We start from the raw sequence: 24,923 nt of genomic DNA on the forward strand, positions 1-24,923 counted from the left end.
TGTCAGATATCGAATTGTGAACTGGATCATATACGGTTTACCGAGGGGTGACAAGGGTCACGACGGAGGACGAAGTGCCGAGAACGACAAGCGTGACGACGCCGCAGGCCCGGGCGGGATTGCCCGAGGACGAGGTTCGCGCGAGCGCGCCCAAAGGGCAGGCTGCCGTGGGGTCGCAGACCCTCAGTCGAGGCATCCGCATCCTCGAGGTGCTGGCGGAGGCCGGTGGCCCGTTGGCCATCGACGAGGTGGCGGCCCAGCTGGGGGTGCACCGATCGGTTGCGTACAGGTTGATCCGAACGCTCGAAGCGCACGGTCTGGTGCAGCGCGGGGCATCCGGACAGTTGAGTCTGGGGGTGGGGCTGGCCGCCTTGGCCTCACGGGTGGAAGTGGATCTCCGGGCGATCGTCGTTCCTGAACTGACGCGCGCGAGTGAGGATCTGGGGCTCACGTGCTTCGTCGCGCTCCAGGAGGACGCGGAGTGTGTCACCTTTGCCAGCGTCGAGCCGCCGCGAGCGGTGGCCGTGGTGGCCCAGCGTCCCGGTACGCGCCACTCACTGACGCGCGGAGCCAGCGGGCGAGCCGTCCTGGCGGCCTTGTCCGATGACCTGTGGCCGGTTGATTCGGAGTCGGGCATCGGGTCGGAGGATCTGAAACACGAGGTGGAGCGCGTTCGGGGGCGGGGCTGGGCCGAATCCACGGACGAAGTGATCCCCGGTCTGGGCGCGGTTGCGGTTCCTCTGGCACTGCCGGACGGTCGTGCGGCGTCGGTCGCTGCGCTCTTCGTGGGGCCGCCGGTGGGGGCCGGGGGGATCGCGGAGAGGCTGCACGAGGTCGTGGCCGGTGTCCGTCACGCCCTCGGAGAAAGTGAGCCAGGCTACTTGTTGACCCTTCCAGGATCATATACGATCCGGAATCAGAGGCTCTGACCCAGCGTGGAAAGGTTTGACATGGCGAGCAATCCTGCGGCACCCGTGAACCCGGGCAAAGTGATCGCGGTCCATGTGGCCTACGAGTCACGGGCGGCCCAGCGCGGGCGCAAACCCGCCCAACCGTCCTACTTCCTCAAGACCAACAGCTCGGTCTCGGGTTCGGAAGGAACCGTCGAACGCCCGGCCGGAACCGAGCTGCTCGCGTTCGAAGGCGAGATCGCCTTGGTGATCGGCGAACCTGCCCGCAACGTCCCGCTGGCCGAGGCGTGGGACCACGTGGCGGCCGTGACGGCGTCCAACGACCTGGGCATCTACGACTACCGAGCCCCCGACAAGGGCTCGAACCTCCGCTCCAAAGGTCGTGACGGGTACACCCCGATCGGCCCGGAGCTGATCGACGCCCGCACCGTGGATCCCGCCGGTCTGCGGGTCCGCACCTGGGTCAACGGCGAACTCGTCCAGGAGGACACCACGGGGGAGGCGCAGCTGATCTTCCCGCTGGCCCAGTTCGTCGCAGATCTCTCCCAGCACATGACCCTGAACACCGGTGACGTGATTCTCACGGGCACCCCGGCCGGTTCCTCCGTGATGGTGCCCGGCGACGTCGTCGAGGTGGAGGTCGATGCCCCGACCGCTCCCGGGGCCCCGAGTTCGGGCCGGCTGCGGACCACGGTGGTCGAGGGCCCGGGCGATTTCGACCCGGCACTCGGCACCACACCGCAGGTCGACGACGCCCAGCGCGAAGACGCCTGGGGATCGCGGGAGGCTGCCGGGCTGGGCCCCACGCCAGCCCAGGACGCCGCAGACGACGCCGCTGACCTCCCTCAGGCGCTGCGGAACAAGCTCATGGCGGCGCCCACCGCGGGGCTGTCCGCGCAGCTTCGCAAGCGCGGTCTGAACCAGGTGGTCATCGAGAACGTGTACCCCGGCGCGCCCGGGACCAAGATGGTCGGCACAGCCAAGACACTGCGGTTCCTGCCCGGCCGCGAAGACCTCTTCAAGTCCCACGGTGGCGGCTACAACGCGCAGAAGCGTGCCTTCGACGCCGTCCGACCCGGCGAGGTGTTGGTCATCGAGGCGCGCAACGAACCAGGGTCGGGAACCCTGGGCGACATCCTGGCGCTTCGTGCCAAGGCCAATGGTGCCGCCGGGGTGGTCACCGACGGCGGTGTCCGGGACAGCGCGGCCGTGCTGGAGATCGGCCTGCCGGTGTTCTCCCAGACCAGCAACCCGGCCGTCCTGGGACGCAAGCACGTGCCGTGGGAATCGGACGTGGCGGTGGCTTGCGGCAACGCCACGGTGATCCCGGGGGACGTGATCGTGGGGGACGACGACGGCGTCGTCGTCATTCCTCGGGCCCTGGCCGAAGAAGTGGCCGACGAAGCCCTGGCGAAGGAGCACGAGGACTCGTGGGTCTTCGACCGCGTGGCCGAAGGCAACCCTGTGGACGGCCTGTTCCCGCCCACCGGTGAGTGGAAGCAGAAGTTTCAGGAATGGCTGGCCGAGAACCCGGCGCCGAACCACGGGGCCGACTCTCCGGCCGACCTTGCCGGCAACCTTCCGACCAATTCTGCGGAAGGGGTCGGCGATGGCACCGAACGCAACTGAGACCCAGCAGCCCGGTGCCGGTCTGAGCAAGGCGCAGACGGCGTACCACTGGATCAAGGAGCGCATCTCCACCCAGGAATTCGCTCCCGGGTACCGGCTCGTGCTCAGCACGATCGCCACCGCGTTGGACATGAGTGTGGTCCCGGTGCGTGAAGCCATCCGTCAGCTCGAGGCCGAAGGCCTGGTCACCTTCACCCGCAACGTCGGGGCGCATGTGTCCATGGTCGACGAGTCGCGGTACCAGGACTCGATGGAGTCCCTGGGAATCCTGGAAGGTGCCGCCACGGCGCTCGCGGCCCCGCACGTGGAGGCCGAGGACCTGGTCAAGGCCAAGGAGCTCAACGCCCGGATGGCCGCATCCCTGGACGATTTCGATCCGCACGTGTTCACCGAGACCAACCACGCGTTCCACCGGGTGCTCTTCGACCGCTGCCCCAACGCCCGGCTCAACGAACTCGTGGACGCCGAATGGGAGCGACTGGGGCACCTTCGGGACTCGACGTTCACCTTCGTCCCGGACCGCGCCCGTGAATCCGTGGCCGAACACGACCAGATCATCGACCTCATCGAGTCCGGCGCCCCCGCCCACCAGATCGAACAGGCCGCGCGGGAACACCGCACGAACACCCTGCGCAGCTACATCAAGAGTCAGAAGGAGACCCCGTGACCGAGAACAACGCCACCGCCCGGCCGGAGAACCTGCCCGAACGCATCCAGCACTACATCGACGGCGCATTCGTCGATTCCCAGAACGGGGCGACGTTCGACGTCATCGATCCCGTGACCAACCAGACCTACATCCAGGCCGCCGCGGGCCAGAAGGAAGACGTCGAGGCGGCCGTGGCCGCGGCCAAGAAGGCATTCGAGGAGGGCCCCTGGCCCAAGATGCTGCCGCGTGAGCGCTCCCGGGTGCTCAACAAGATCGCCGACATCGTGGAGTCGCGCGAACAGGTCCTGGCGGAGATGGAGTCCTACGACTCCGGTCTGCCGATCAAACAGGCCCTCGGCCAGGCTCGCCGTGCCGCCGAGAATTTCCGCTTCTTCGCGGACCTGATCGTGGCCCAGATCGACGACGCCTACAAGGTGCCCGGGCGCCAAGCCAACTACGTCAACCGCAAGCCGATCGGTGTGGCCGGGCTCATCACGCCCTGGAACACCCCGTTCATGCTCGAGTCCTGGAAGCTGGCGCCGGCGATCGCGACGGGCAACACCGTGGTGCTCAAGCCAGCCGAGTTCACCCCGCTGTCCGCCTCCCTGTGGGCCGGGATCTTCGGGGAGGCCGGGCTGCCGCAGGGCGTGTTCAACCTGGTCAACGGGTTCGGTGAGGACGCCGGCGACGCGCTGGTCAAGCACCCGGACGTTCCCCTGATCTCCTTCACGGGCGAGTCCCGTACCGGGCAGATCATCTTCGGCAACTCCGCACCCTTCCTCAAGGGCCTGTCCATGGAGCTGGGTGGCAAGTCTCCGGCCGTCGTGTTCGACGACGCCGACCTGGAGACCGCGATCGACGCCACGATCTTCGGTGTGTTCTCCCTCAACGGGGAACGCTGCACCGCCGGTTCACGCATCCTGGTGCAGCGAGGCATCTACGACGAGTTCGTGGAGCGCTACGCGGCCCAGGCGCAGCGGGTCAAGGTCGGTCTGCCCTCCGACCCCACCACCGAGGTGGGTGCCCTGGTGCACCCCGAGCACTTCGACAAGGTCATGTCCTACGTGGAAATCGGCAAGTCCGAAGGCCGACTCGTGGCCGGTGGCGGTCGCCCGGAAGGCTTCCCGGAGGGCAACTTCGTTCAGCCGACCGTGTTCGTGGACGTGGCCCCGGATGCTCGGATCTTCCAGGAGGAGATCTTCGGCCCCGTCGTCGCCATCACCCCGTTCGACACGGAGGAGGAGGCGCTGGAACTGGCCAACAACACCAAGTACGGCCTGGCGGCCTACATCTGGACCAACGATCTCAAGCGTGCACACAACTTCGCGCAGAACGTGGAGGCGGGCATGGTGTGGCTGAACTCCAACAACGTGCGTGACCTGCGCACCCCGTTCGGCGGTGTCAAGGCTTCAGGTCTGGGCCACGAGGGCGGCTACCGGTCGATCGACTTCTACACCGACCAGCAGGCCGTGCACATCAACCTGGGCGAGGTCCACAACCCCGTGTTCGGCAAGCAGCAGTAACCCGATCCACCGGGCGGGCAGGGCCTCCGTCCGTCCGGGTTCGTCAACGATCCACCACCCGTCACGACAGCAAGGACGCCGCCATGACTCACCTCGAAGACCGCACCCTGACCTCCTCCGGCTTCTACGTTTCCCAGGAAGCTCCGATCGTTTCCGAGAACCCGATTCCCACCCCGTCCGTGCCTGCGCCCGACATCCTGCGCTGCGCGTACATGGAACTGGTGGTCACGGACCTGGAGCGATCCCGCAACTTCTACGTGGACGTGTTGGGCCTGACCGTGACCGAGGAGGACGAGAACACCGTCTACCTTCGGTCCATCGAAGAGTTCATCCATCACAACCTGGTGCTGCGCAAGGGCCCGCAGGCCGCCGTCGCCGTGTTCTCCTACCGCGTCCGCAGCCCAGAGGAGTTGGACCGCGCCGTCGCTTTCTACGAGGAGCTCGGCTGCCGCGTGGAGCGCAAGGCCGAGGGCTTCACCAAGGGCATCGGTGATTCCGTTCGCGTGCAGGATCCGCTGGGCTTCCCGTACGAGTTCTTCTACGACGTCGAGCACGTGGAGCGACTGGCCTGGCGCTACGACCTCTACACGCCGGGGGCCCTGGTCCGTCTGGACCACTTCAACCAGGTCACCCCGGACGTTCCCCGAGCCACCAAGTTCATGCAGGACCTGGGATTCCGCGTCACGGAGGACATCCAAGACGAGCATGGGACCGTCTACGCCGCGTGGATGCGTCGCAAGCCGACCGTTCATGACACCGCCATGACCGGTGGCGACGGCCCGCGGATGCACCACGTCGCGTTCGCGACGCACGAGAAGCACAACATCCTGGCTATCTGCGACAAGCTCGGCGCGCTTCGGATGTCCGACCGGATCGAACGCGGCCCCGGCCGTCACGGTGTCTCCAACGCGTTCTACCTCTACCTGCGGGATCCGGACGGGCACCGTGTGGAGATCTACACGCAGGACTACTACACCGGAGACCCGGACAACCCCGTTGTGACCTGGGACGTCCACGACAACCAGCGCCGCGACTGGTGGGGCAACCCCGTGGTTCCCTCCTGGTACACGGAAGCGTCCACCGTGCTCGACCTGGACGGCAACCCCGTCCCCGTGGTGGCCCGTACGGATGACTCCGAGATGGCCGTGACCATCGGCGCGGACGGGTTCTCCTACACCCGCGCGGAGGAAGGTGCAGAGTCCATGCCCGAATGGAAGCAGGGCGAGTACAAGCTCGGCAACCAGCTGTGAGGAGCTGACTCATGTTGGAGCAGGACCAGCTCAGCACGATTGCCGACGACCTCGCGCGGGCAGAGGCGGAGCGGACCATGATCCCGCGCTTGACCGCCCAGTACCCGGAGATGACCGTGGAGGACTCCTACGCGGTGCAGAACGAGTGGCGCAAGCGCGGGATCCAGGCCGGCCGTCGCGTGGCCGGGCGCAAAATCGGCCTGACGTCCAAGGTCATGCAAGTGGCCACCGGGATCACCGAACCGGACTACGGGACGATCTTCGCCGACCAGGTCTACGAGAACGGTTCCGTGATCGAGCACGGCCAGTACTCCAACGTGCGGATCGAGGTCGAACTCGCATTCGTGCTGAAGAACGATCTGACCGGGCCCGATGTCTCGATCTTCGACGTCCTGCGTGCTACCGAGTACGTGGTGCCGGCCCTGGAAGTCCTGTCCTCGCGGATCGAGATGGAGGGACGGACCATCGTCGACACCATCTCGGACAACGCTGCCCTGGGCGCCATGGTGCTGGGTGGACGGCCCGTGGCCCCGGACGCCGTCGACCTGCGCTGGGTCTCGGCACTGCTGTACCGCAACGAGACGATCGAGGAATCCGGGGTGGCCGCGGCCGTCCTGAATCATCCCGCCACCGGGGTGGCGTGGCTGGCCAACAAGCTTGCCGAGCATGACGACGGCCTCAAAGCCGGCGAGGTGATTCTTGCCGGGTCCTTCACCCGCCCCATGTGGGTCGAGGCGGGGGACACCGTGCACGCGGACTACAACGAGCTGGGGGCAATCACATGCCGTTTCGTGTAGAGCTGCCGCCGACCTTCGGGGATCGCCTCGCGGCTGCTGATGGGGCTGGTGATCCGGCGCTGATCGGTGGCTGGGTCTGCTCGGGTTCACCGGTTGCCGCGGAGATCACGGCGTCGTCGGGACTCGACTGGATCCTCCTGGACGGTGAGCACTCGCCGATCGGGCTCGAATCCACGGCGGAGTTGCTACGCGCCATCGCGCCCTACCCGGCCACTCCCGTGGTGCGGGTGCCCGCGCTGGACACCGCGTTGATCAAGATGTTCCTGGATCTCGGTGCGCAGAACATCATCGTGCCCATGGTCGACACCCGGCAGATGGCCGAGCAGGCCTCCGCCACGATGTTCTACCCGCCGCGTGGTGTTCGCGGGGTTGGTAGCGCCCTGGCCCGTTCGGCGCGCTGGAACGGGGTGGAGAACTACCTGACTCGTGCCCACGAGCTGGTCTCACTGACAGTGCAGATTGAGTCGGCTACCGCCGTCGAGAACGCAGCCGAGATCGCCGCGGTGGACGGTGTGGACGCGGTGTTCGTGGGGCCTTCGGACCTTGCGGCGTCCATGGGCCACCTGGGGCAGCAGACGCACCCGGAGGTCTTGGCTGCCGTGGACACCGTGTTCCAGGCCGTCAAGGCCGCGGGCAAGCGCGTGGGCGTCAACGCGTTCGACCCGGCTCAGGCGCAGAAGTACGCCGATGCCGGAGCGGATTTCATCGCCGTTACCTCGGACGTCACCGTTCTCGCCCAAGGCATGCGCGCCACCGCAGGCACCTGGGGCCGCTGAGTCTTGCTGAGTCCCATCACGGAAGATGATGTTGCGGCCCTACAAGCGCTCTACGAGGCGACCCCGGGGTACTTTCAACGAGTTGAGGGCCACCCGCCCGGTCCCGGAGCGGCTCACCTTAAGTTGACCACGCTGCCGCCAGACACATCAGCGGACGCCAAGTACGGCTTCGGATGGTTGGGCGACGACGACAATCTCTTGGCCTTTGCCGACGTCATTCGTGGCTACCCGTCCACCGAGATGGCGTACATCGGGCTGTTGATGGTTCGTGGTGCGCGGCAACACGAGGGGTTGGGGTCCCGATTCCACGCTGCGCTTCTGGATGAGGTGAACCACTGGGCTGAGGTCGACCGAATCCAACTTGACATTGTGCAGACCAACCGGGACGCTGCGGAACCGTTCTGGGCGGCCATGGGCTATGAACCAACCGGTGTGATCAAGCCGTACACGTCCGGCAGGGTCTCAACCACCTGTGCTCTGTGGGAGCGGCCCGTACATCCCGCCGAACCCTCGCGAAACTCGCGGATCACGGGTTGATGGACGAGTTTCGGGAGGGTTCGGCGGACAGGGGCCGTCGCTATAGGTCCTTGCGGTGCCCCACCAAGCGGGCGGGGTTGCCGGCCCAGATCTCGTTCTCGCCGGTGGAGGTCAGCAACACGGCGTTGGCGCCAATCATGGTGCCGTTGCCGATCGTCGTGACGCCGGGGCCACCGAGCACTTTGCACCCGGGGAACAGGACGACGTCGTCGCCAATCACGATTCGCTCGAAATCCGACTGGTCGCGGGTCAGATGCGCGTCCTTACGCCCCACCGTGACCTGGTGATAAATCCGAACGCGATCACCGATGGTCACCTCGGGCAGGATGATCGTCCCGAAGCCGTAGTGCACCAGCCGGAAGTCCTTGCCGATCTCCACGGCGGCCGGGATGGAGATGTTGAAGGGCATCAGAGCCAGCCTTGCCAGCCGTGATCCGCGTTTGCTCACCAGACGTTCGGGAAGTCCCACTGTGCGCTCCTCATGAAACGGTTCGGTCCAAGGTGCAGCACGAAGCGGGGGGTCTTCGTGACAAGGCCAGACTAGGTCAGTCGCGAAGACCTCACCATTCCGGCAGCTGCCGGTGCTCGGCCCGCAGGGGATAGCGCTTCCAGGCGCCGTCGCGCCAATACTTAAGCTGCTTGACCTGCCGGAGCAGCGCATCGGGGCAGGTATTTATCCGGATTTGGTCCGTGATGAGCTTGTCCAGCGTGGTCAGGGCGATGTCACGGTCGCGCCAGTCCTCACGGGCTCGAGGGTCGATGATGTCCAGGATCTGATCGATCCGGTCCACCAGGTAGGTGGGGATGATGTCCACGCGCGACCACTGGATCTTCTCCCGAGTGACGGTAGACCAGATGTCCCAGGTGTCCTGCCCGCTCTGGTACTCGGCGATCTTCTTGCGCAGGTCGATCATGTCGTCGACCACCTCGCCCTTGCGCCCCAGGTTCTTGTCGTCGAAGTCGAGAAGATTCTCGGCCAGCTTAAACGGATTCAGAGACAGTGACGGCATGGGGTTCCTTCCGGGCGTTGGCCCACCGGAGATGGGCGTCCCTGCGATTGTCTCCCGGATGGCCCTTCCACGGAAGCAAGGTGCCGAACCGGGCGCCTGCCCTCCCGCTTCCCCTTCCGCCGAACCCTCTCGAAACTCGGCAATCGCGGGTGGATCAGCGAGTTTCGCGAGGGTTCGGCGGAAGGGGAAAGGGCGACGACGGCGTCGGGCCCGGTGGGGGAGGCGGAGCAGGTGGCCGGCGGGCGGTGTCGACTGCGGTTTGTGCCCATGAACTCAGCGGTTTGCCGCCATGAACTAAGCTGTACAGCTATGGCCTCCATCGATTTTCCCGCGGAACTGCGTGACCTGCGCTCGACCTATGACTCCATCGCGGCGGTGTCCGACGTGGATCAACTGCGCGCGGACATCGCAGACCTCAACGAACAGGCGGCTGCACCCGACCTGTGGGACGATCCCGAGTCCGCCCAGAAGGTGACCTCCAAGTTGTCCCACAAGCAGGCGGAGCTCAAGCGCCTGGACGAGCTCGCCAGCCGGATCGACGACGTTGAGGTCATGGTGCAGCTCGCCGAGGAGGAGGACGACGCCGACACCCTGGAGATGGCGGGGGAGGAACTCGAGTCGGTCAAGAAGTCCCTGGCCGACCTGGAGATCACCACGCTGCTCTCCGGTGAGTACGACGAACGCGACGCCGTGGTGACCATCCGCTCCGGCGCGGGCGGAGTGGACGCGGCCGACTTCGCGGAAATCCTGATGCGCATGTACCTCCGGTGGGCCGAGCGCCACGGCTACACCACCAAGGTCCTGGACACCTCCTACGCAGAAGAGGCCGGGCTCAAGTCCGCAACCTTCGAGGTCAAGGCGCCCTACGCCTTCGGCACCTTGTCCGTCGAGGCCGGGACGCACCGCCTGGTGCGCATCTCCCCGTTCGACAACCAGGGCCGCCGCCAGACCTCCTTCGCGGCGGTGGAGGTCATCCCGCTGATCGAGTCCGATGACACGATCGAGATCCCCGAGACCGAGTTGAAGATCGACGTCTTCCGCTCGTCGGGCCCCGGCGGGCAGTCCGTGAACACCACGGACTCGGCCGTGCGCATGACCCACATCCCCACGGGCATCGTCGTGTCCATGCAGAACGAGAAGTCGCAGATCCAGAACCGTGCGGCCGCCCTGCGCGTGCTGCAGTCCCGTTTGCTGTTGCAGCGCAAGCAGGAGGAAGAGGCCAAGAAGAAGGAACTGGCCGGGGACGTCAAGGCATCCTGGGGCGACCAGATGCGCTCCTACGTGCTCAACCCGTACCAGATGGTCAAGGACCTGCGCACCAACCACGAAGAGGGCAACCCCCAGTCGGTCTTCGACGGCGGCATCGACGCGTTCGTCGACGCCGGAATCCGCTGGCGCGCGGGTGCCCTGAACAACGCTTCCGAGGAGTAAGTCTGCTCCGTCGCGGTGCGGATCGAGCGGACCCAGAAACACATGGCAAAGAAACAGAACGACGACGGCCGCCGGATCGTCGCGAACAACAAGAAAGCCCGGCACGACTACGAGATCCTGGACACCTACGAGGCCGGACTGGCACTGATGGGTACCGAGGTGAAGTCCCTGCGGATGGGGCGTGCGTCGCTGATCGACGGTTACTGCGGATTCGATCGCCGCGGTGAACTGTGGCTGGAGAACGTGCACATCCCCGAGTACCTCCAGGGTTCCTGGACCAACCACTCCGCCAAGCGCCGCCGCAAGCTGCTGCTGCACGCCAGCGAGCTGGCCAAGATCGAGCAGAAAACCCGCGAAGCCGGCTTCACGATCGTGCCGCTCAGCCTGTACTTCCTGGACGGCAAGCGGGTGAAGTGCGAGATCGCCGTGGCCCGCGGCAAGCGCGAGTACGACAAGCGCCAGGCTCTGCGCGAGGCCCAGGACAACCGCGAGGCACAGCGCGCGATGCGCTACCGCAACATGCGCTGAGTGCGGGCCCACCGTCGTCGTCGCTGCCTCATGCACCTTGTCCGCGGCGGCGGTGGACGGCTATGATGAAACGTCCGGATCCAGCGGGAACGCGAGGTTCCGGAAGTTGGTTGACAACCACATACGGGGATGATCGGTTTCGACGGTGTGAGTCGATTCGAGAGAAGCGGGTCGAGAATGCGCAGTCATCTCGTAAACGTTCTGTGCAAACCAATAAGTGCCAATTCCAAGCGCACTGACTTCGCTCTCGCTGCCTGATTCAGCGACAGCAGTCTGTCAGCCCGGGTTCGCCTTCGGCCCGGGACCTGGCATCAGCTAGAAGGCCAATGCTTCAGCAGCACGTCGCGGGCTGCTGAGGGACTTTCACGCGACTGAGCCCGTTGGTCACTTGTGTGCATGATGGCCAGGGCTGAGAAAATCACACGCACACTGCACCCGGAGAAGTCTTGATGACACTGCACCGGACGGGGGTTCAATTCCCCCCATCTCCACCATTTGTTCGGACGAGGGCCGTCTCCACCGTCACGGTGGGGGCGGCCCTCGTCTGTGTACGACCAGGCCTGCAGGTTGCACTGTGGAAGACTGGAACCAGTCCAAGTCCGAGCACACCCAGGCACCGGAGGTCCACCGACGTGAGCTACGAACGTCCCCAGAACACGAACGATCCTTCCGCGCAGCCCCCGCAGTACGGCGTGCGCGTCCCCGAGGGACAGCAGCAGCCGCAGTACGGACAGCCTGCACAAGGCGGGCCCGACGGCGCTCGGAACGCCGAGGAGCCGTGGAACGACAACGGCCCGGCCCAATCTGCCCAGCCCACGCAGTACGGTCAGCCCGGTCACGGCGGCCAGAACTACTACGTCCCCGCGGCGGGCGGGAACAACCAGAACCCGTACGACCAGCCCTATGTGGCCCCGCCTGTGGCGCCGGGCCGTGGCCTGGCCATCGCGGCGCTTGTGCTGGGCATCATCAGCATCGTCCTGTTCTTCCTGGGCCTCACGGTCCTGCTGGCGCTGCTGGGTCTGGTCTTCGCGATCATGGCTCTGATGAAGGCGCGCAAGGTCCCTGGATCCCGCAAAGGGCTGGGCATCACGGGCCTGATCCTCAGCATCGTGGGCCTGGTGCTCAGCGGCATCGCGCTGACCTTCTGGATCGTGGTCGGTGGAATGGCCTGGCAGATCATGCAGGATCCGGCCGCCCAGGAATGCATCTCGCAGTACATGGAGGACCAGGACCAGGCCGCCTACGAGCAGTGCCTCCAGGACGTCGTCAACACTTCCAATTCCTGACCTGTCTTCCTGACCTTCGCGGTGAAAGCCGAGTCAACGACGGCGCCCCTCGGCTTCCGCTGAACAGTTCACGGCAGGCGAGGGGGGCCGTCGTCGGGGGCGGGGGGCCCGGGCAGGCGGCGCTGAGTTCGGGCACCCGTTCGTGGGGGCGCCCATTGGTGACCGCGGCGTTGCCGCCGAACGGCCCGGGGGTGCCGTCCAGTGCCGTGAACCGTCCGCCGGCCTCTTCAACGATCGGCACCAGGGCGGCCATGTCGTGCAGGTTCAGTTCGGGTTCGGCTGCGATGTCCACCGCCCCCTCGGCCAGCAGGCAGTAGGACCAGAAGTCCCCGTAGGCGCGCGTCCGCCACACACGGTCGGTCAGGTCGATCAGTGCGTCGCGTCGGCCGAGTTCCTTCCACCCGGTCAGCGACGAGAAGGACAGGGAGGCGTTCTCGAGCTGATCCACCTGGGACACGCGGATCTGTTCGGCCTTGGCCAGGGAACGGCCGGTCCAGGCCCCGGACCCGGTGGCAGCCCACCAGCGTCGGCCCAGAGCCGGTGCGGAGACCACGCCCACCACGGGCTGGCCGTCGTCGATCAGGGCGATCAGGGTGGCCCACACGGGAACACCGCGGACGAAGTTCTTTGTGCCGTCGATGGGGTCGATCACCCATTGGCGGGAGCCGCCGCCAGTGCTGCCGAATTCTTCCCCCAGGACGCTGTCACGCCCGCGGGCGCGGGCCAGCTGGGAGCGGATCAACTGCTCCGCCTCCCGGTCCGCGTCGGTGACCGGCGTCAGGTCCGGCTTGGTCCCCACCTGCAGGTCCTGGGCCTTGAAACGGCGCGTGGTCAGGGCATCAACGGCATCCGCGAGTACGTGGGCAAGGCGCATGTCATCGGTGTAGGTGCTGGGAGATCGCATGACCTCCAGGCTAGCCGATCACCTCATCGCCCCAGGTGCTTCTCGTTCTGCTCCTCGTCCCGCCCGGACCCGAGCAACCGGCGCAGGGACTCCAGCCGAGCAGGCCCGGCCTCTCCCGCGTGCCCGTCGGCCACCCACGCGTCCAGGGCACAACCCACGGCGTCTGCCAGGTGCGTGCAGCCCTTGGGGCAGTCGGCGATGGCCTCGCCGAGTTCGTCGAAGGACTCGACGATCCGGTCCGGGTCCACGTGAGCGAGCCCGAAGGACCGCACCCCGGGTGTGTCGATGATCCACGTCCCGGGTCCCGTGTCCGGGACGCGCAGCGCAAGAGCGGACGACGACGTGTGGCGGCCACGTCCGGTCACGGCGTTGACTCCGCCCGTGGCCCGGTCCGCACCCGTGAGCGCGTTGACCAGGGTGGACTTTCCCACCCCCGAGTGGCCGAGCATGGTGGAGACCTTGCCGTCCACGTGTTCGCGCAGTTGTTGGACCAAGGCGGGGTCCAGGGGGAGGGAGTCGTCGGAGGCCTCGGAGCCCGCACCGGCCGGGCCGGAGGTCAGAACCGTCAGATCCAGTGCACGGTAGTGCTCGATCAACCAGGCGGGATCCCGAAGGTCCGTCTTGGTGATGCACAACAAGGGCTCGATCCCTGCGTCGTAGGCGGCAACGAGGGAGCGGTCGATGAATCCCGTCCGCGGTTCGGGGTCCGCCGCAGCCACCACGATCACCAACTGGTCCGTGTTGGCCACCACCACGCGTTCCACGGGGTCGGTGTCATCGGCACTGCGCCGCAGCAGCGTTCGACGGTCCTCCAGCCGCACCAGTCGGGCCAGGGTGTCCGGGGCGCCGGTGGTGTCGCCGACCAGTCCCACCAGATCCCCTGCGACCACCGGGGTTCGTCGCAGGGCCTTGGCACGGACTGCGGTCACCAACCGTTCGTCGTCGGTGTCCTCGGCCACCACCGCCGTGTAGCGGCCCCGGTCCACGGTCACCACCCGGCCGGTCTCCGCGTCCTCGAACGCCGGACGTTCCTTGGTCCTGGGCCGGGTGCCCTTCTTGTTGGCCCGGACCCGGACGTCGGATTCGTCCCAGTCGTAGTCCACCGAATTCCGACGGTTGCTCATCCGCGCCCCCGCGCGGACCCGGTCACCATGTCCGCCCACAGCTCGGGGAACTGGGGGAGGGTCTTGGCCGTGGTCGCGATGTTCTCCACCCGTACGCCGTCAACGACCAGCCCGATCACGGCGCCCGCGGTGGCCATGCGGTGATCGTCGTAGGAGCGGAACTCGCCTCCTCGCAATGCGGCGGGTCGGATGATCAAGCCGTCGGCGGTCTCCTCCGCGTCCCCGCCCAGGCGGTTGATCTCTGCGGTCAGCGCGGCCAGTCGGTCGGTTTCGTGGCCCCGCAGGTGGGCGATCCCGCGCAACCGGCATTCGGAGGTGGCCACGGCGCAGATCGCCGCAACCGTGGGGGCCAGCTCACCGGCTTCGGACAGGTCCAGGTCCACACCGGTGACCACGCTCGGCCCCCTCACGGTGAACTGCCCGTCCTGGAGATCGACGGTGGCGCCGAAGCGCGGGAGGATCTGCGCCCAGTGAGCACCACCCTGAGTGGTCTCCTCCGGCCAGTGCGGGACGGTGACTGTCCCACCGGTCACCACGGCGGCGGCCAGGAACGGGCCCGCATTGGACAGGTCCTGTTCCACCCGCACGTCGAAGGCGCGAATCGGACCGGGGGCAACGGTCCACTGTGCGGGCACCGAATCATCCACCCGCACCCCCACCTGGTGCAGGACGTCGACGGTCATCTCGACGTGCGGCATCGACGGCACCGCGGCTCCGGCGGGGGAGTCGTGCCGCAGCGTCAGGCCTTCTGTGAACTGCGAACCCACCAGCAACATGGCGGTCACGAACTGGGAGGAACCGGCGGCATCCACGGACAGGACACCTCCGGTCACCGTGCCACCCTCGGCCGGGCCGTGGATCGTGAACGGCAGGGCGCCGGCGCCGCCGTCGTCCACCGTGATGCCGAGCCCACGCAGGGCCTGGACCACGGGTCCCATCGGCCGCTTGCGTGCGTGGGGGTCGCCGTCGAACTGAGTGGCTCCTGGAATCAGGGCGGCCAGTGGCGGCACGAATCGCATGACCGTCCCTGCGAGACCGCAGTCCACGGAACGCTGCTCGTCCCCACCGGTGAAGGGGCGTGGGATGGGCTCGATGCCCAGATCGGGGCCGTACGGAGAATCGCCCGGGATCTCGGTGATCGTGGCGCCCAGTTCCCGCAGCGCGGCGATCATCAGGGCGGAGTCCCTGGAGTGCAGGGGAGAACGCAACCGGCACGGTCCGTCGGCCAACGCAGCCAGAACCAGCCACCGGTTGGTCAAGGACTTGGAGCCGGGGACAGTCAGCGACGATTCGACGGGGTCGGCCCCCACGAACGGAGCCGACCACAGTGGATGGACCGTGGTCGGCTCTGTTGCGGTGGCTTTCCCGGACTCTTCGTGGACCACGAATTCTCCGTTCGAGCGCATGTCAGGTTGTGGTGCTGATCCGCGGATCAGCGCATCAGGCGGAGGCCGTCTTCTGTGCCTTCTTGGCCTTCTTGGCGGCTGTTTTCTGGGCCTGCTCCCACCGCTTGGAGGCGTCCTTGCCGATGCCCTCGGCCTGCTTCTGGACGTCGTTGACGAAGTGCTCGGCGCGCCACATCAGCGACGGGCTGCCTTCGGTGTCCACGGCGGCCAGCATGGTGGCGCCCACCAGGGACACGTTCTTGAGTGCGGAGTTGCGACGCGCGGCACGCTGTTCCTTGGTGCCGTTGTCCGAGGCACGGAAGTCCAGGTACGCGTTGACCGCGGTGGTGGAGACCAGCACGGAGGCCGCCAGGCGGGGGGCCTTGCCGAGGGCGAACATGGCTGCCGATGCGACCTGAGCCGCGGCCAGGCCCTGCGCCACGACGGCGGAGTTGTTCAGAGCCGGGGCCGCCTGCGGGACGGCACGACGCATGGTGCTCAGAGCGGGATCGAGGTGCTCTGCGGCTGCCGATGAGTTACGGAAGCTGTCAATACCGTTGACGATGTAACCGGTGGCCAGCAGCGGACGTGCGATGCGGCGGACGATGCTCATGGGGTCCTCCTAGACGTTTACGGGGGCCGAACGACGCCGGGAACCTGCGTCCCGGCCCTCCGACCTGTTCCATCCTAACCAGCCTTACGGGAGGCAGGAACATTCGCGACGGGCAGGTTGTTGCCGCTTGTGGTCGGGTCAGGGGCATGCAGTCCGTGCAGCCAATGACGCGACAAGCAAAAGACGAGAGCCAGAGACAGACGGGAAGGACGGTGCCGATGTGGCCGTGGACGCTCGAACAGCTGTGCTCGACCGAGAGCCGACCGTGGGCACCGCGGGCCTAGACTTGTCGGCAATGAACGACGACGACACCGTGCGTACCACTCCGGGCTCACCCGGGGAGCCCAACGGGCGCAACGACCCGGAGGCGAGTGTGCCGCAAGAACCCGCGCCAGAACTACTCGAGGGCATCGATCCCGACCACGACGACTCCGCGGGGAACCCTGAGGACGACGCCGCGGAGGACAGCTTCGTGGACGTGGCCAACGAGACCCCCGCCGAACGCGCCGTGCGCTTCGAACGCGAGGCGATGGTGTACGTCGACCAGCTTTACGCGGCCGCTCTGCGGATGGCACGCAACTCAGCGGATGCCGAGGACTTGGTCCAGGAGGCCTACACCAAAGCGTTCTCCTCGTACCACCAGTACAAGCCGGGGACCAATCTCAAGGCCTGGCTGTACCGGATCCTGACGAACACCTACATCAACCTGTACCGCAAGCGTCAGCGCGAACCGCAGCAGGCCAACACGGACACGGTTGAGGACTGGCAGCTGCACCGGGCCGAACAGCATTCGTCGACCGGGCTGCGGTCGGCGGAGGTCGAGGCATTGGACCACCTGCCCGATTCCGACGTGAAGCGGGCGCTCCAGGACCTCCCGGAGGAGTTCCGGCTGGCGATCTACCTCTCGGACGTGGAGGGCTTCGCCTACAAGGAGATCGCGGACATCATGGCCACGCCCATCGGAACGGTCATGTCCAGGCTGCACCGCGGGCGGAAGCTCCTACGGGAGAAGCTCTCCGACTACGCGACGGACCGCGGCATCGACACCTCGGGCACGGGCCGACGCAAGACCTCAACGACTCAGGGCGCCACCACGAGCGCGAAGGCAGCGGTCACGGCCGCAGCGGGCACCGGGACCGACGGCGCCGCGACCGACCACCGACCGCAGGAAGCATGAGGGCAGGCATGAACGAGCAAGCCATCCAGAAGGAGTCAACAGCTCCCTCCGCACCGCTGGACGGTGCGGCAGCACCGTGTGGATGCAGTGGCGAACAGGTCGAGAGGATCTATGAGTACCTGGACGGGGCGCTGACCGTCGAGGACCTCAAGGAGATCGCCGCACACCTGGAGTCCTGCGAGGACTGCACTCATGAGAGCGAGCTCGAACAAGTCATCCGGACGGTCGTCAAGCGCTCCTGCAGTGAGACCGCGCCCGACACGTTGCGCTCGGCGATCATGACCCGCATCCACGAGGCCTGCGGGGAGACACCGAGAGGCTGATGCCATCCGTCATCCCGCCCGTCCCGCGAGGGGAACCGGACGAGAACATGGAAGGGGCCGGACACTCAGTGAGTGCCCGGCCCCTTCCATGTGTAGCCGAACGGCTGAGGAATCCACGCCGCGAGGGCGTGAGGTCTCAGGCGTTGGGCCGCTTGCCGTGGTTCGCCCCGTTCTTGCGGCGATCCTTACGCTTGCGTCCGCGCTTGCTCATGCGAACCTCCTAGATGTGCTGACCGGATGGGCTTGAGATTCTCGCCCGGGTCCAATCTGCTCCGGGGCGAGACACTGCCGACCATTCTCGCACATCCGCGAGCCCGCACCACCCAACGGCGGCAAAGCACACAGGCTGACCCGCGTGAGTACAGGCCGCGAACGGTCGGTCGGTCACTGAGGCTCGGGCAGGTCCAGCCAGGAGTACCACCCGCGGTGCAGAACCAGCCAGGCGATCAGACCGTACCCGGCTTGGCCTGGCTGACCGTCGTTGGCGGATAGGTCCTTGCGCCACTGCTCGTGGTGCTGCAGCGGGTTGAAGGTGTCCACGTAGATGTGATTGCGGCGGGTGACCACGTCGGCGTAGGCCGCAGACAGGTCAGCGATCTTCCGGTTGCGATCCGCATCCAGCGTGGGGGGAGGGCCGACCACCAGGACCTTGATGTTGTTCTGGGATGCGGTGTCCACGATGTTGGCCATGTTGAGCCGCGAACGTGCCGTGGTGATGCCCAGGTCCACGTCCGCCGTCGACGGGGAGATGACCACGCGGTTGTCGGCTCCGGACGAGAACCGACGAGCGGCCTCGCCGAACCAGCGGTCGTTGAGGGTCTCACTACCTTCGCCCGGAGCGGCCAGAACGTACGAGGAAATCGGGACGACGTCGTGGGGGGTCCGCGCCAGCACACGGCCGTACCATCCGAGAGCTCGGGGGTCACCGGTGCCGGCCAGCAGTTCGTCACCGACCGCGACAATTCTGATCCTGCGTTGGTCCACAGCTGTCCTTCTTCGATCTGCTCTTGGGGGAGGGGTGGGTGGGGGGGCATGGGTGCTTGCTTGTCAACGGTACACGGCGACCCAGATCTGTCCCGTGCGGGGGCCGCCCGGGGGGGGGGGGGGGTGGGGGGGGGGGGGGGGGGGGCTCCTTGCTTGCCAACGCCCCGCGGCCCCGCCCCCTTTCCGTGCGCGGCGCCGTGTGGGTGGAGGTGACTCAGCGGTTGTCGAAGAGTTCCTCGAGGATCGTCTCGTTCTCCAGGGCGTGCCGCTTGGCCGAACCATTGGCCGGGGAGGCGGACGCGGGGCGGGAGATCAGGCGGACCTTCCGGTCGAGTTCCGGCACCAGGTTGACCGCCATGAACGGCCAGGCACCCTGGTTGGCGGGCTCGTCCTGCGCCCAGGCGACATTCGCCTCCGGGTAGCGGGCCAGCTCGGCCTTGATCTCCTCGAGCGGCAGCGGGTAGAGCTGCTCGACGCGCACGATCGCCGTCGTCTTGTCGCCGCGTTCCTTGCGGTGGGCGATCAGGTCGTAGTACAGGCGACCCGAGACCAGGACGACATCGGTGACCGCCTTGGGATCCAAGCCCGCCTGGTCCTCGATCACGGTCTGGAACGTGCCCGAGGTGAACTCCTCGATCGGCGAGGCGGCGGCCTTGAGCCGGAGCAGCTGCTTGGGAGCGGCCACGATCAGCGGCTTGCGCGGACGCGAGTAGGCCTGGCGGCGCAACAGGTGGAAGTGGTTGGCCGGGGTGGAGGGCTGTGCCACGATCATGTTCTTCTCGGCGCACAGCGTCAGGAAGCGCTCGATACGGGCCGATGAGTGGTCCGGGCCCTGGCCTTCGAAACCGTGGGGCAGGAGCATGACCAGCGACGAACGCTGACCCCACTTCTGCTCGGCCGAGGAGACGAATTCGTCGACGATCGTCTGGGCGCCGTTGATGAAGTCACCGAACTGGGCCTCCCACACCGTCAACGCGTCGGGACGCTCGACCGAGTAGCCGTACTCGAAGCCGAGGACGCCGTATTCGGAGAGCAACGAGTTGTAGATCGACAGGGGAGCCTGGTCGTCCATCAGGTGGTTCAACGGGGTCCACTCGTCACCGGTGACGTTGTCGAAGAACACGGCGTGCCGCTGCGTGAAGGTTCCGCGGCGCACGTCCTGGCCGGACATACGGACGGGGATGCCCTCCATCATGAGCGACCCGAACGCCATGATCTCGCCCATGCCCCAGTCCACGCCGCCTTCGACGGTCATCTTGGCGCGGCGTTCGAGCAGCTTGGTGAGCTTGCGGTGCACGGTGAAGCCCTCGGGGACCTCCAGGTGCACCTCGCCCAGGCGGCGAGCGGATTCCGCGGACACGGCGGTGGACCGGGGGATCGAGACCCCGGAGTCCGTCTGCTGGGCGGACGGGCGCTCGATGTTCGCGATCGCGGCGGCGTCGCCCGTGACCAGCGGGACGTCGGAGGTCTGGGCGTCGTGGGTCTCCGTGAACACCCGTTCCAGGCGTTCCTGGTAGTCCTTGAGCGCGCGATCCGCCTCTTCCTGGCTGATGTCACCACGGCCGACCAGGTTGGCGGTGTAGACCTTACGGGTCGAACGCTTCTGTTCAATTGTGTGGTACATCAGCGGCTGGGTCATCGACGGGTCGTCGCCCTCGTTGTGGCCGCGACGGCGGTAGCACATCAGGTCGATCACGACGTCCTTGTTGAACTTCTGGCGGTACGCCAGGGCCAGCTGACCCACGTGCGTCACGGCCTCCGGATCGTCGGCGTTGACGTGGAAGACGGGGGCCTGCACGGAACGGGCGACGTCCGTGGCGTAAGCCGAGCTGCGGCCCGCCTCCGGTGCGGTGGTGAACCCGATCTGGTTGTTGACCACGATGTGCACGGTGCCGCCGGTCTTGTAGGCCGGGAGCTGGGACATCTGCATGACCTCGAACACGATGCCCTGGCCCGCCATCGCTGCGTCACCGTGGACCTGGATCGGCAGGACTGGGTAGGAACCGTCGCCTTCGGGACCGGCTGCCAGCACATCGGTCTTGGCGCGTGCGACGCCCTCGATCACGGGGTCGACGGCTTCCAGGTGTGACGGGTTGGCGCCCAGGTAGACCTGGGTCTGGTTGCCGTTGTCTGAGGTGAACGTGCCCTCCGTGCCCAGGTGGTACTTGACGTCACCGGAGCCCTCGGAGGCACGCGGGTCCTGGCTGCCCTCGAACTCGCGGAAGACCTGAGCGTAGGACTTTCCGGCAATGTTGGTCAGCACGTTGAGACGGCCACGGTGGGCCATGCCGATGACCACACCGGCCATGTTCTCGTCCGCGGCGTCCGAGATGACGGCGTCCAGCAGCGGGATGAGGGACTCGCCGCCCTCCAGGGAGAAGCGCTTCTGGCCGACGTACTTGGTCTGCAGGAAGGTTTCGAAAGCCTCTGCTGCGTTGAGTCGGCTGAGGATGCGGAACTGCTCGTCGCGCGTGGGCTTGGTGTAGCCCTTCTCGAGCTCGCCCTGGAACCACTCACGCTCGGCGGGGGTGTCCAGGTGCATGTACTCGACGCCTACGGTGCGGCAGTAGGCGTCACGCAGCAGGCCAAGGATGGTGCGCAGCGTGAGGGTCGGTGCGCCGCCGAAGCCACCGGTGGGCCATTCACGGTCCAGATCCCACAGGGTCAACCCGTAGGTGCGGATGTCCAGGTCCGGGTGGGTCCGCATGGTGTAGCCCACCGGGTTCATGTCGGCCATCATGTGACCGCGCACGCGGTAGGCGTGGATCAGCTGCTGGATGCGGGCGACCTTGTTGACCTGGGTCTCCGGGTTGACCTGGTTGTCCTGGGCCCAACGGACCGGTTCGTAGGGGACCTTGAGGCCCTGGAAGATCTCGTCCCAGAACTCGTCGCCCAGCAGGTAGGACTCGACCAGCTTGAGGAACTCACCCGAACCGGCACCCTGGATGACGCGGTGGTCGTAGGTGGAGGTCAGGGTGATGATCTTGGAAACGCCGATCCGCGACAGGGTGCGCGGGGAGGACCCGCGGTACTCGGCCGGGTAGTCCAACGCACCCACACCGATGATCGCGGCCTGGCCCTTGGACAGACGCGGAACCGAGTGCACCGTGCCGATGCCACCGGGGTTGGTCAGGGAGACCGTGGTCCCAGCGTAGTCCTCCATGGTCAGTTCACCCTTGCGGGCACGCTTGACCATGGCCTCGTAGGCGTCCCAGAACTGACGGAAGTCCAGGTCCTCGGCACCCTTGATGTTCGGGACCACCAGGTTGCGGGAACCGTCCTTGTTCGGAAGGTCGATGGCCAGACCGAAGTTCACGTGGGCGGGCTGGATGGCAACGGGCTTGCCGTCCTGGACGTCGTAGCTGACGTTCATGGACGGGAAGTGCTTGAGCGCCTTGACCACCGCGTAGCCGATGAGGTGCGTGAAGGAGACCTTCCCACCGCGGTTGCGGGCCAGGTGGGAGTTGATCACGATGCGGTTGTCGATCAACAGCTTGGCCGGAACGGCGCGCACGGTGGTGGCCGTGGGGACGGTCAGGGACGCATCCATGTTCGCGGCAACGGCCTTGGCGGGGCCACGCAGCTTCACGATCTGGTCCTGGGCCTCCTGCTCAGCGGGTGCCTTGCCGGAGGTCGATGCAGCTGAATCCACGGTGGTCTTCTTCTCCTGGGCCTGATTCGCGGTGGCTTTGGGTGCCTGGGCCTTGCTGATGGGAGCCTTTGCGTCGGCGCTTCCGGATGTCGTGGCGCGCTCGGCGGCCTTCTGCTGAGCCGCCGGTTTGGGCTGCACGTCGGAGGTTGCCTGCTGCGGCGTCTTGGGCGGCCCGGCCTCGGTGGTCGCGGCCTCGTCGGAACGCTGCGAGGTGGCGGGGGCCTTCTCGCCGGTCGGAGCCTCGGCATCGGTCTTGGAATCGGGCTTGGTGCCGGAGGAGTCCGTAGCGGCCTGGGTACCGGCCTGGTCGCCGTCAGCCTTGTCCATGGCCTCGAAAATGGGCCACCAGTCCCTGTCCACCGTGTTCTTGTCGGCTCGATACCTCTTGTAGAGGTCCTCGACGAGCCATTCGTTGCCCGCAAACTCTTCGGGGATCAGGTCTCGTGGTGTGCTCGCCACTTGGCTACGCCTCATTCTCTCGTCTTGATCCGGTGACCCTCATTGGTCACGCCAGTCGGCCGCGAACCCGGCAGAGATCCCGGTCCCGAGAATCGATGGGTGATCTGGGCCGCGACGTGGGCGACCAACGCTGGTCACCCACGGTCACCGACCTTCCCCGTCGATCTCGAGACGCCGTCAGCAGCCGGACGGTCGCACTTCGCGCAAGTCTAGTGTTCGCGGCAACATACGGCCAACAGCTGACGGCCGATCGGCGGGTCCACCGGTTCGCCGTCGTCGCAGTTCGTGACCCGCGGAATCCGGCACCCGGTGTGCCTCGGTGGCGAATGCAGGACCCTCGCCCTCGACATGGCGGACAGGTGCCCCGTGCGCCCGTTACGCCCTACAGTTGTGCGCGTGCGTTTTCTCAACACCCCCGTCACGGATCTGACCTACAACGACGTGTTCCTGGTGCCGTCGTCCTCGCGCATCACCTCGCGCTTCGACGTCGACCTGCGCACGGCCGACCCAACGGGTGCGACCACTCCGTTGGTGGCGGCGAACATGACCGCCGTGACAGGTAAGCGCATGGTCGAGACCATGGCTCGACGCGGAGCGTTGGGCGTTCTGCCGCAGGACATCCCGGCGGACGTGGTGGCGCGGGAAACGGCCTGGGTCAAGAGCCGGTCACCCCACTTCGAGTCCGTGCGCTCCATGCGGCCGCACGACACCGTTCACGATGCCCTGGCCAAGTTGCGTCGGCATGCTCACGCGTCGATCGTGGTCACCGACGACGACGGCCGGTTCCAGGGCCTGGTGCTGGAGGGCGACTGCCAGCAGGTCGACCGGTTCACGCAGCTGCACGTGGTCATGCGCACGGATGTCCCCGTGTTCACGGTTGACGAGTTGACCGCGGGGAAGACGAGCGACTCCGGTGCACCGTCCACCGGCGCCGCCGGGCTCTACGAGGCGATGGCCCAGGCCAGCACCCGCTTGGAACGCGCCCGCGTGCACGTGGCTCCGGTGGTCGACGGCGAGCGGGTGGTCGGGGTGATCAGCCGTCAGGGTGCGGTTCGCTCCACGATCTACACGCCCAACCTCGATGCCAACGGTGCGCTCAAGGTCGGCGCGGCCGTTGGCATCAACGGGGACGTCGCGGACAAGACCCGACAGTTGGTCGACGCCGGAGTGGACGTCCTGGTCGTGGACACCGCCCATGGACACCAGCGGAAGATGGTGGAAGCCCTCTCGATCGTGCGCGAAACCGCCCCGGACCACCCGATCGTCGCTGGCAACGTGGTGACCGCCGACGGCGTGCGGGACCTGGTGGACGCCGGTGCCGACATCGTGAAGGTCGGCGTGGGGCCGGGGGCGATGTGCACGACGCGCATGATGACCGCCGTCGGGCGCCCGCAGTTCTCGGCAGTGCTCGAATGCTCCGCGGCTGCGGCTGAACTCGGTGCCCACGTCTGGGCCGACGGTGGGGTCAAGTACCCGCGAGACGTGGCGCTGGCCTTGGCCGCGGGGGCCAGCCAGGTCATGATCGGGTCCTGGTTCGCCGGGACCTGGGAGGGGCCGGGGGAGCTCAACCAAGACGCTGACGGTCGCTACTACAAGGAGAGCTTCGGAATGGCCTCAACCCGTGCCGTTCTCAATCGGACGCAGGGCCAGGAGGCCTTCGAGCGTGCCCGGAAGGCCATCTTCGAAGAAGGCATCTCGAGCTCCAAGATGTACCTGGACCCGCGACGCCCTGGCGTGGAGGACCTGGTCGATCACATCACCGCCGGGATCCGCAGCTCGATGACCTACGCCGGTGCGACCAACCCGCGCCAGTTCGCCGACCGCGCCGTCGTGGGGGTGCAGAACCTCTCCGGTTACGAGGAGGGTCAGGCTCGCCGCGAGAGCTGGGGCTGACGCCGCCCCTCTGTTCGCAGGAGGGTCTGCTACGATCCCAGCGCACATGAAAATCATTATCAAGTAGACGCACCGACGCGCT

Annotated in this window: 22 protein-coding genes and 1 other RNA gene; 15 read left to right on the forward strand and 8 right to left on the reverse strand. The window is 66.8% G+C overall.

The genetic code is table 11. The features are described 5' to 3' along the window. The first annotated feature begins 92 nt into the window (after nucleotides 1-92). The 8 genes from GWK18_RS02660 (at nucleotide 93) to GWK18_RS02695 (ending at nucleotide 8,072) form a co-directional block, all read left to right on the forward strand. A complete protein-coding gene (locus GWK18_RS02660) occupies nucleotides 93-929 on the forward strand; it encodes an IclR family transcriptional regulator (protein WP_348535810.1) in 837 nt (278 codons plus the stop codon). A 21-nt stretch (nucleotides 930-950) separates the two neighbouring features. After that, nucleotides 951-2,540 carry a fumarylacetoacetate hydrolase family protein gene (locus GWK18_RS02665; protein WP_123825294.1) on the forward strand — a complete coding sequence of 530 codons (1,590 nt, stop codon included), beginning with the start codon at nucleotides 951-953 and terminating at the stop codon, nucleotides 2,538-2,540. Beyond that, on the forward strand, nucleotides 2,521-3,207 hold the full coding sequence (locus tag GWK18_RS02670; RefSeq protein WP_166833027.1) for a GntR family transcriptional regulator: 687 nt from the start codon (nucleotides 2,521-2,523) through the stop codon (nucleotides 3,205-3,207). Before GWK18_RS02665 ends, GWK18_RS02670 begins: the two co-directional genes overlap by 20 nt. After that, nucleotides 3,204-4,712 carry a 5-carboxymethyl-2-hydroxymuconate semialdehyde dehydrogenase gene (hpaE, locus tag GWK18_RS02675; RefSeq protein ID WP_166833029.1) on the forward strand — a complete coding sequence of 503 codons (1,509 nt, stop codon included), beginning with the start codon at nucleotides 3,204-3,206 and terminating at the stop codon, nucleotides 4,710-4,712. The genes GWK18_RS02670 and hpaE overlap by 4 nt, the downstream gene beginning before the upstream one ends. Nucleotides 4,713-4,795: 83 nt before the next feature. Beyond that, nucleotides 4,796-5,962, forward strand: a complete 1,167-nt coding sequence (gene hpaD, locus GWK18_RS02680) for a 3,4-dihydroxyphenylacetate 2,3-dioxygenase (RefSeq protein ID WP_166833031.1) — start codon at nucleotides 4,796-4,798, stop codon at nucleotides 5,960-5,962. Nucleotides 5,963-5,973: 11 nt separating this feature from the next. Continuing rightward, entirely contained in the window at nucleotides 5,974-6,759 is a 786-nt protein-coding gene (hpaH, locus tag GWK18_RS02685; RefSeq protein ID WP_123825290.1) for a 2-oxo-hept-4-ene-1,7-dioate hydratase, read from the forward strand. Continuing rightward, nucleotides 6,744-7,535, forward strand: coding sequence for an HpcH/HpaI aldolase/citrate lyase family protein (locus tag GWK18_RS02690; protein WP_123825289.1), 792 nt, complete (start codon nucleotides 6,744-6,746; stop codon nucleotides 7,533-7,535). The genes hpaH and GWK18_RS02690 overlap by 16 nt, the downstream gene beginning before the upstream one ends. Nucleotides 7,536-7,658: 123 nt before the next feature. Further along, entirely contained in the window at nucleotides 7,659-8,072 is a 414-nt protein-coding gene (locus GWK18_RS02695; protein WP_158609555.1) for a GNAT family N-acetyltransferase, read from the forward strand. Between the two features lie 40 nt (nucleotides 8,073-8,112). Here GWK18_RS02695 and GWK18_RS02700 read toward each other — a convergent pair whose 3' ends face one another. Next, nucleotides 8,113-8,541: a hypothetical protein gene (locus tag GWK18_RS02700; RefSeq protein WP_166833033.1), complete on the reverse strand. Its 429-nt coding sequence runs from the start codon at nucleotides 8,539-8,541 to the stop codon at nucleotides 8,113-8,115. Nucleotides 8,542-8,632: 91 nt separating this feature from the next. Beyond that, entirely contained in the window at nucleotides 8,633-9,082 is a 450-nt protein-coding gene (locus tag GWK18_RS02705) for a hypothetical protein (RefSeq protein WP_123825286.1), read from the reverse strand. Nucleotides 9,083-9,391: 309 nt separating this feature from the next. Between GWK18_RS02705 and prfB the strand changes: the two genes are divergently transcribed. From prfB to GWK18_RS02725, 4 genes are all read left to right on the forward strand, one after another. Next, the gene (gene prfB / locus GWK18_RS02710) at nucleotides 9,392-10,513 is read left to right on the forward strand and encodes a peptide chain release factor 2 (protein ID WP_123825285.1); all 1,122 of its coding nucleotides are present in this window, start codon (nucleotides 9,392-9,394) and stop codon (nucleotides 10,511-10,513) included. A gap of 42 nt (nucleotides 10,514-10,555) precedes the next feature. Beyond that, nucleotides 10,556-11,041, forward strand: coding sequence for an SsrA-binding protein SmpB (smpB, locus tag GWK18_RS02715; protein WP_166833035.1), 486 nt, complete (start codon nucleotides 10,556-10,558; stop codon nucleotides 11,039-11,041). A gap of 125 nt (nucleotides 11,042-11,166) precedes the next feature. Further along, nucleotides 11,167-11,535, forward strand: a transfer-messenger RNA (tmRNA) gene (ssrA, locus tag GWK18_RS02720). A gap of 138 nt (nucleotides 11,536-11,673) precedes the next feature. Beyond that, a complete protein-coding gene (locus GWK18_RS02725) occupies nucleotides 11,674-12,327 on the forward strand; it encodes a DUF4190 domain-containing protein (RefSeq protein WP_166833037.1) in 654 nt (217 codons plus the stop codon). On the opposite strand, the gene hisN is transcribed toward GWK18_RS02725, so the two are convergent. Genes hisN through GWK18_RS02745 form a run of 4 tightly spaced genes read right to left on the reverse strand, consistent with a single transcriptional unit; the run spans nucleotide 12,308 to nucleotide 16,353 of the window. Beyond that, a complete protein-coding gene (hisN, locus tag GWK18_RS02730) occupies nucleotides 12,308-13,231 on the reverse strand; it encodes a histidinol-phosphatase (protein WP_166833039.1) in 924 nt (307 codons plus the stop codon). The two genes, GWK18_RS02725 and hisN, sit on opposite strands and share 20 nt — an antisense overlap. A 23-nt stretch (nucleotides 13,232-13,254) precedes the next feature. After that, nucleotides 13,255-14,355: a ribosome small subunit-dependent GTPase A gene (gene rsgA, locus GWK18_RS02735; protein WP_123825281.1), complete on the reverse strand. Its 1,101-nt coding sequence runs from the start codon at nucleotides 14,353-14,355 to the stop codon at nucleotides 13,255-13,257. Beyond that, entirely contained in the window at nucleotides 14,352-15,761 is a 1,410-nt protein-coding gene (aroA, locus tag GWK18_RS02740; protein WP_166833041.1) for a 3-phosphoshikimate 1-carboxyvinyltransferase, read from the reverse strand. Before aroA ends, rsgA begins: the two co-directional genes overlap by 4 nt. Before the next feature lie 34 nt (nucleotides 15,762-15,795). After that, nucleotides 15,796-16,353: a DoxX family membrane protein gene (locus GWK18_RS02745; protein ID WP_123825279.1), complete on the reverse strand. Its 558-nt coding sequence runs from the start codon at nucleotides 16,351-16,353 to the stop codon at nucleotides 15,796-15,798. Nucleotides 16,354-16,648: 295 nt separating this feature from the next. Here GWK18_RS02745 and GWK18_RS02750 point away from each other — a divergent pair, with 295 nt between their 5' ends. Together GWK18_RS02750 and rsrA are read left to right on the forward strand one after the other, a co-directional pair. Beyond that, the gene (locus GWK18_RS02750) at nucleotides 16,649-17,530 is read left to right on the forward strand and encodes a sigma-70 family RNA polymerase sigma factor (RefSeq protein ID WP_123825278.1); all 882 of its coding nucleotides are present in this window, start codon (nucleotides 16,649-16,651) and stop codon (nucleotides 17,528-17,530) included. An 8-nt stretch (nucleotides 17,531-17,538) separates the two neighbouring features. Continuing rightward, nucleotides 17,539-17,853, forward strand: coding sequence for a mycothiol system anti-sigma-R factor (gene rsrA / locus GWK18_RS02755; protein WP_123825277.1), 315 nt, complete (start codon nucleotides 17,539-17,541; stop codon nucleotides 17,851-17,853). Between the two features lie 384 nt (nucleotides 17,854-18,237). Here the strand turns inward: rsrA and GWK18_RS02760 are convergent, their stop codons facing one another. After that, entirely contained in the window at nucleotides 18,238-18,837 is a 600-nt protein-coding gene (locus GWK18_RS02760) for a GDSL-type esterase/lipase family protein (RefSeq protein WP_123825276.1), read from the reverse strand. Nucleotides 18,838-19,051: 214 nt separating this feature from the next. Beyond that, the gene (locus tag GWK18_RS02765; RefSeq protein ID WP_348535811.1) at nucleotides 19,052-22,948 is read right to left on the reverse strand and encodes a multifunctional oxoglutarate decarboxylase/oxoglutarate dehydrogenase thiamine pyrophosphate-binding subunit/dihydrolipoyllysine-residue succinyltransferase subunit; all 3,897 of its coding nucleotides are present in this window, start codon (nucleotides 22,946-22,948) and stop codon (nucleotides 19,052-19,054) included. A 396-nt stretch (nucleotides 22,949-23,344) separates the two neighbouring features. Between GWK18_RS02765 and GWK18_RS02770 the strand changes: the two genes are divergently transcribed. Further along, on the forward strand, nucleotides 23,345-24,841 hold the full coding sequence (locus GWK18_RS02770) for a GuaB1 family IMP dehydrogenase-related protein (RefSeq protein WP_166833045.1): 1,497 nt from the start codon (nucleotides 23,345-23,347) through the stop codon (nucleotides 24,839-24,841). Nucleotides 24,842-24,923: the final 82 nt, after the last annotated feature.

The organism is Kocuria sp. JC486, from assembly GCF_011602805.1.
Taxonomy (GTDB): domain Bacteria; phylum Actinomycetota; class Actinomycetes; order Actinomycetales; family Micrococcaceae; genus Kocuria; species Kocuria soli.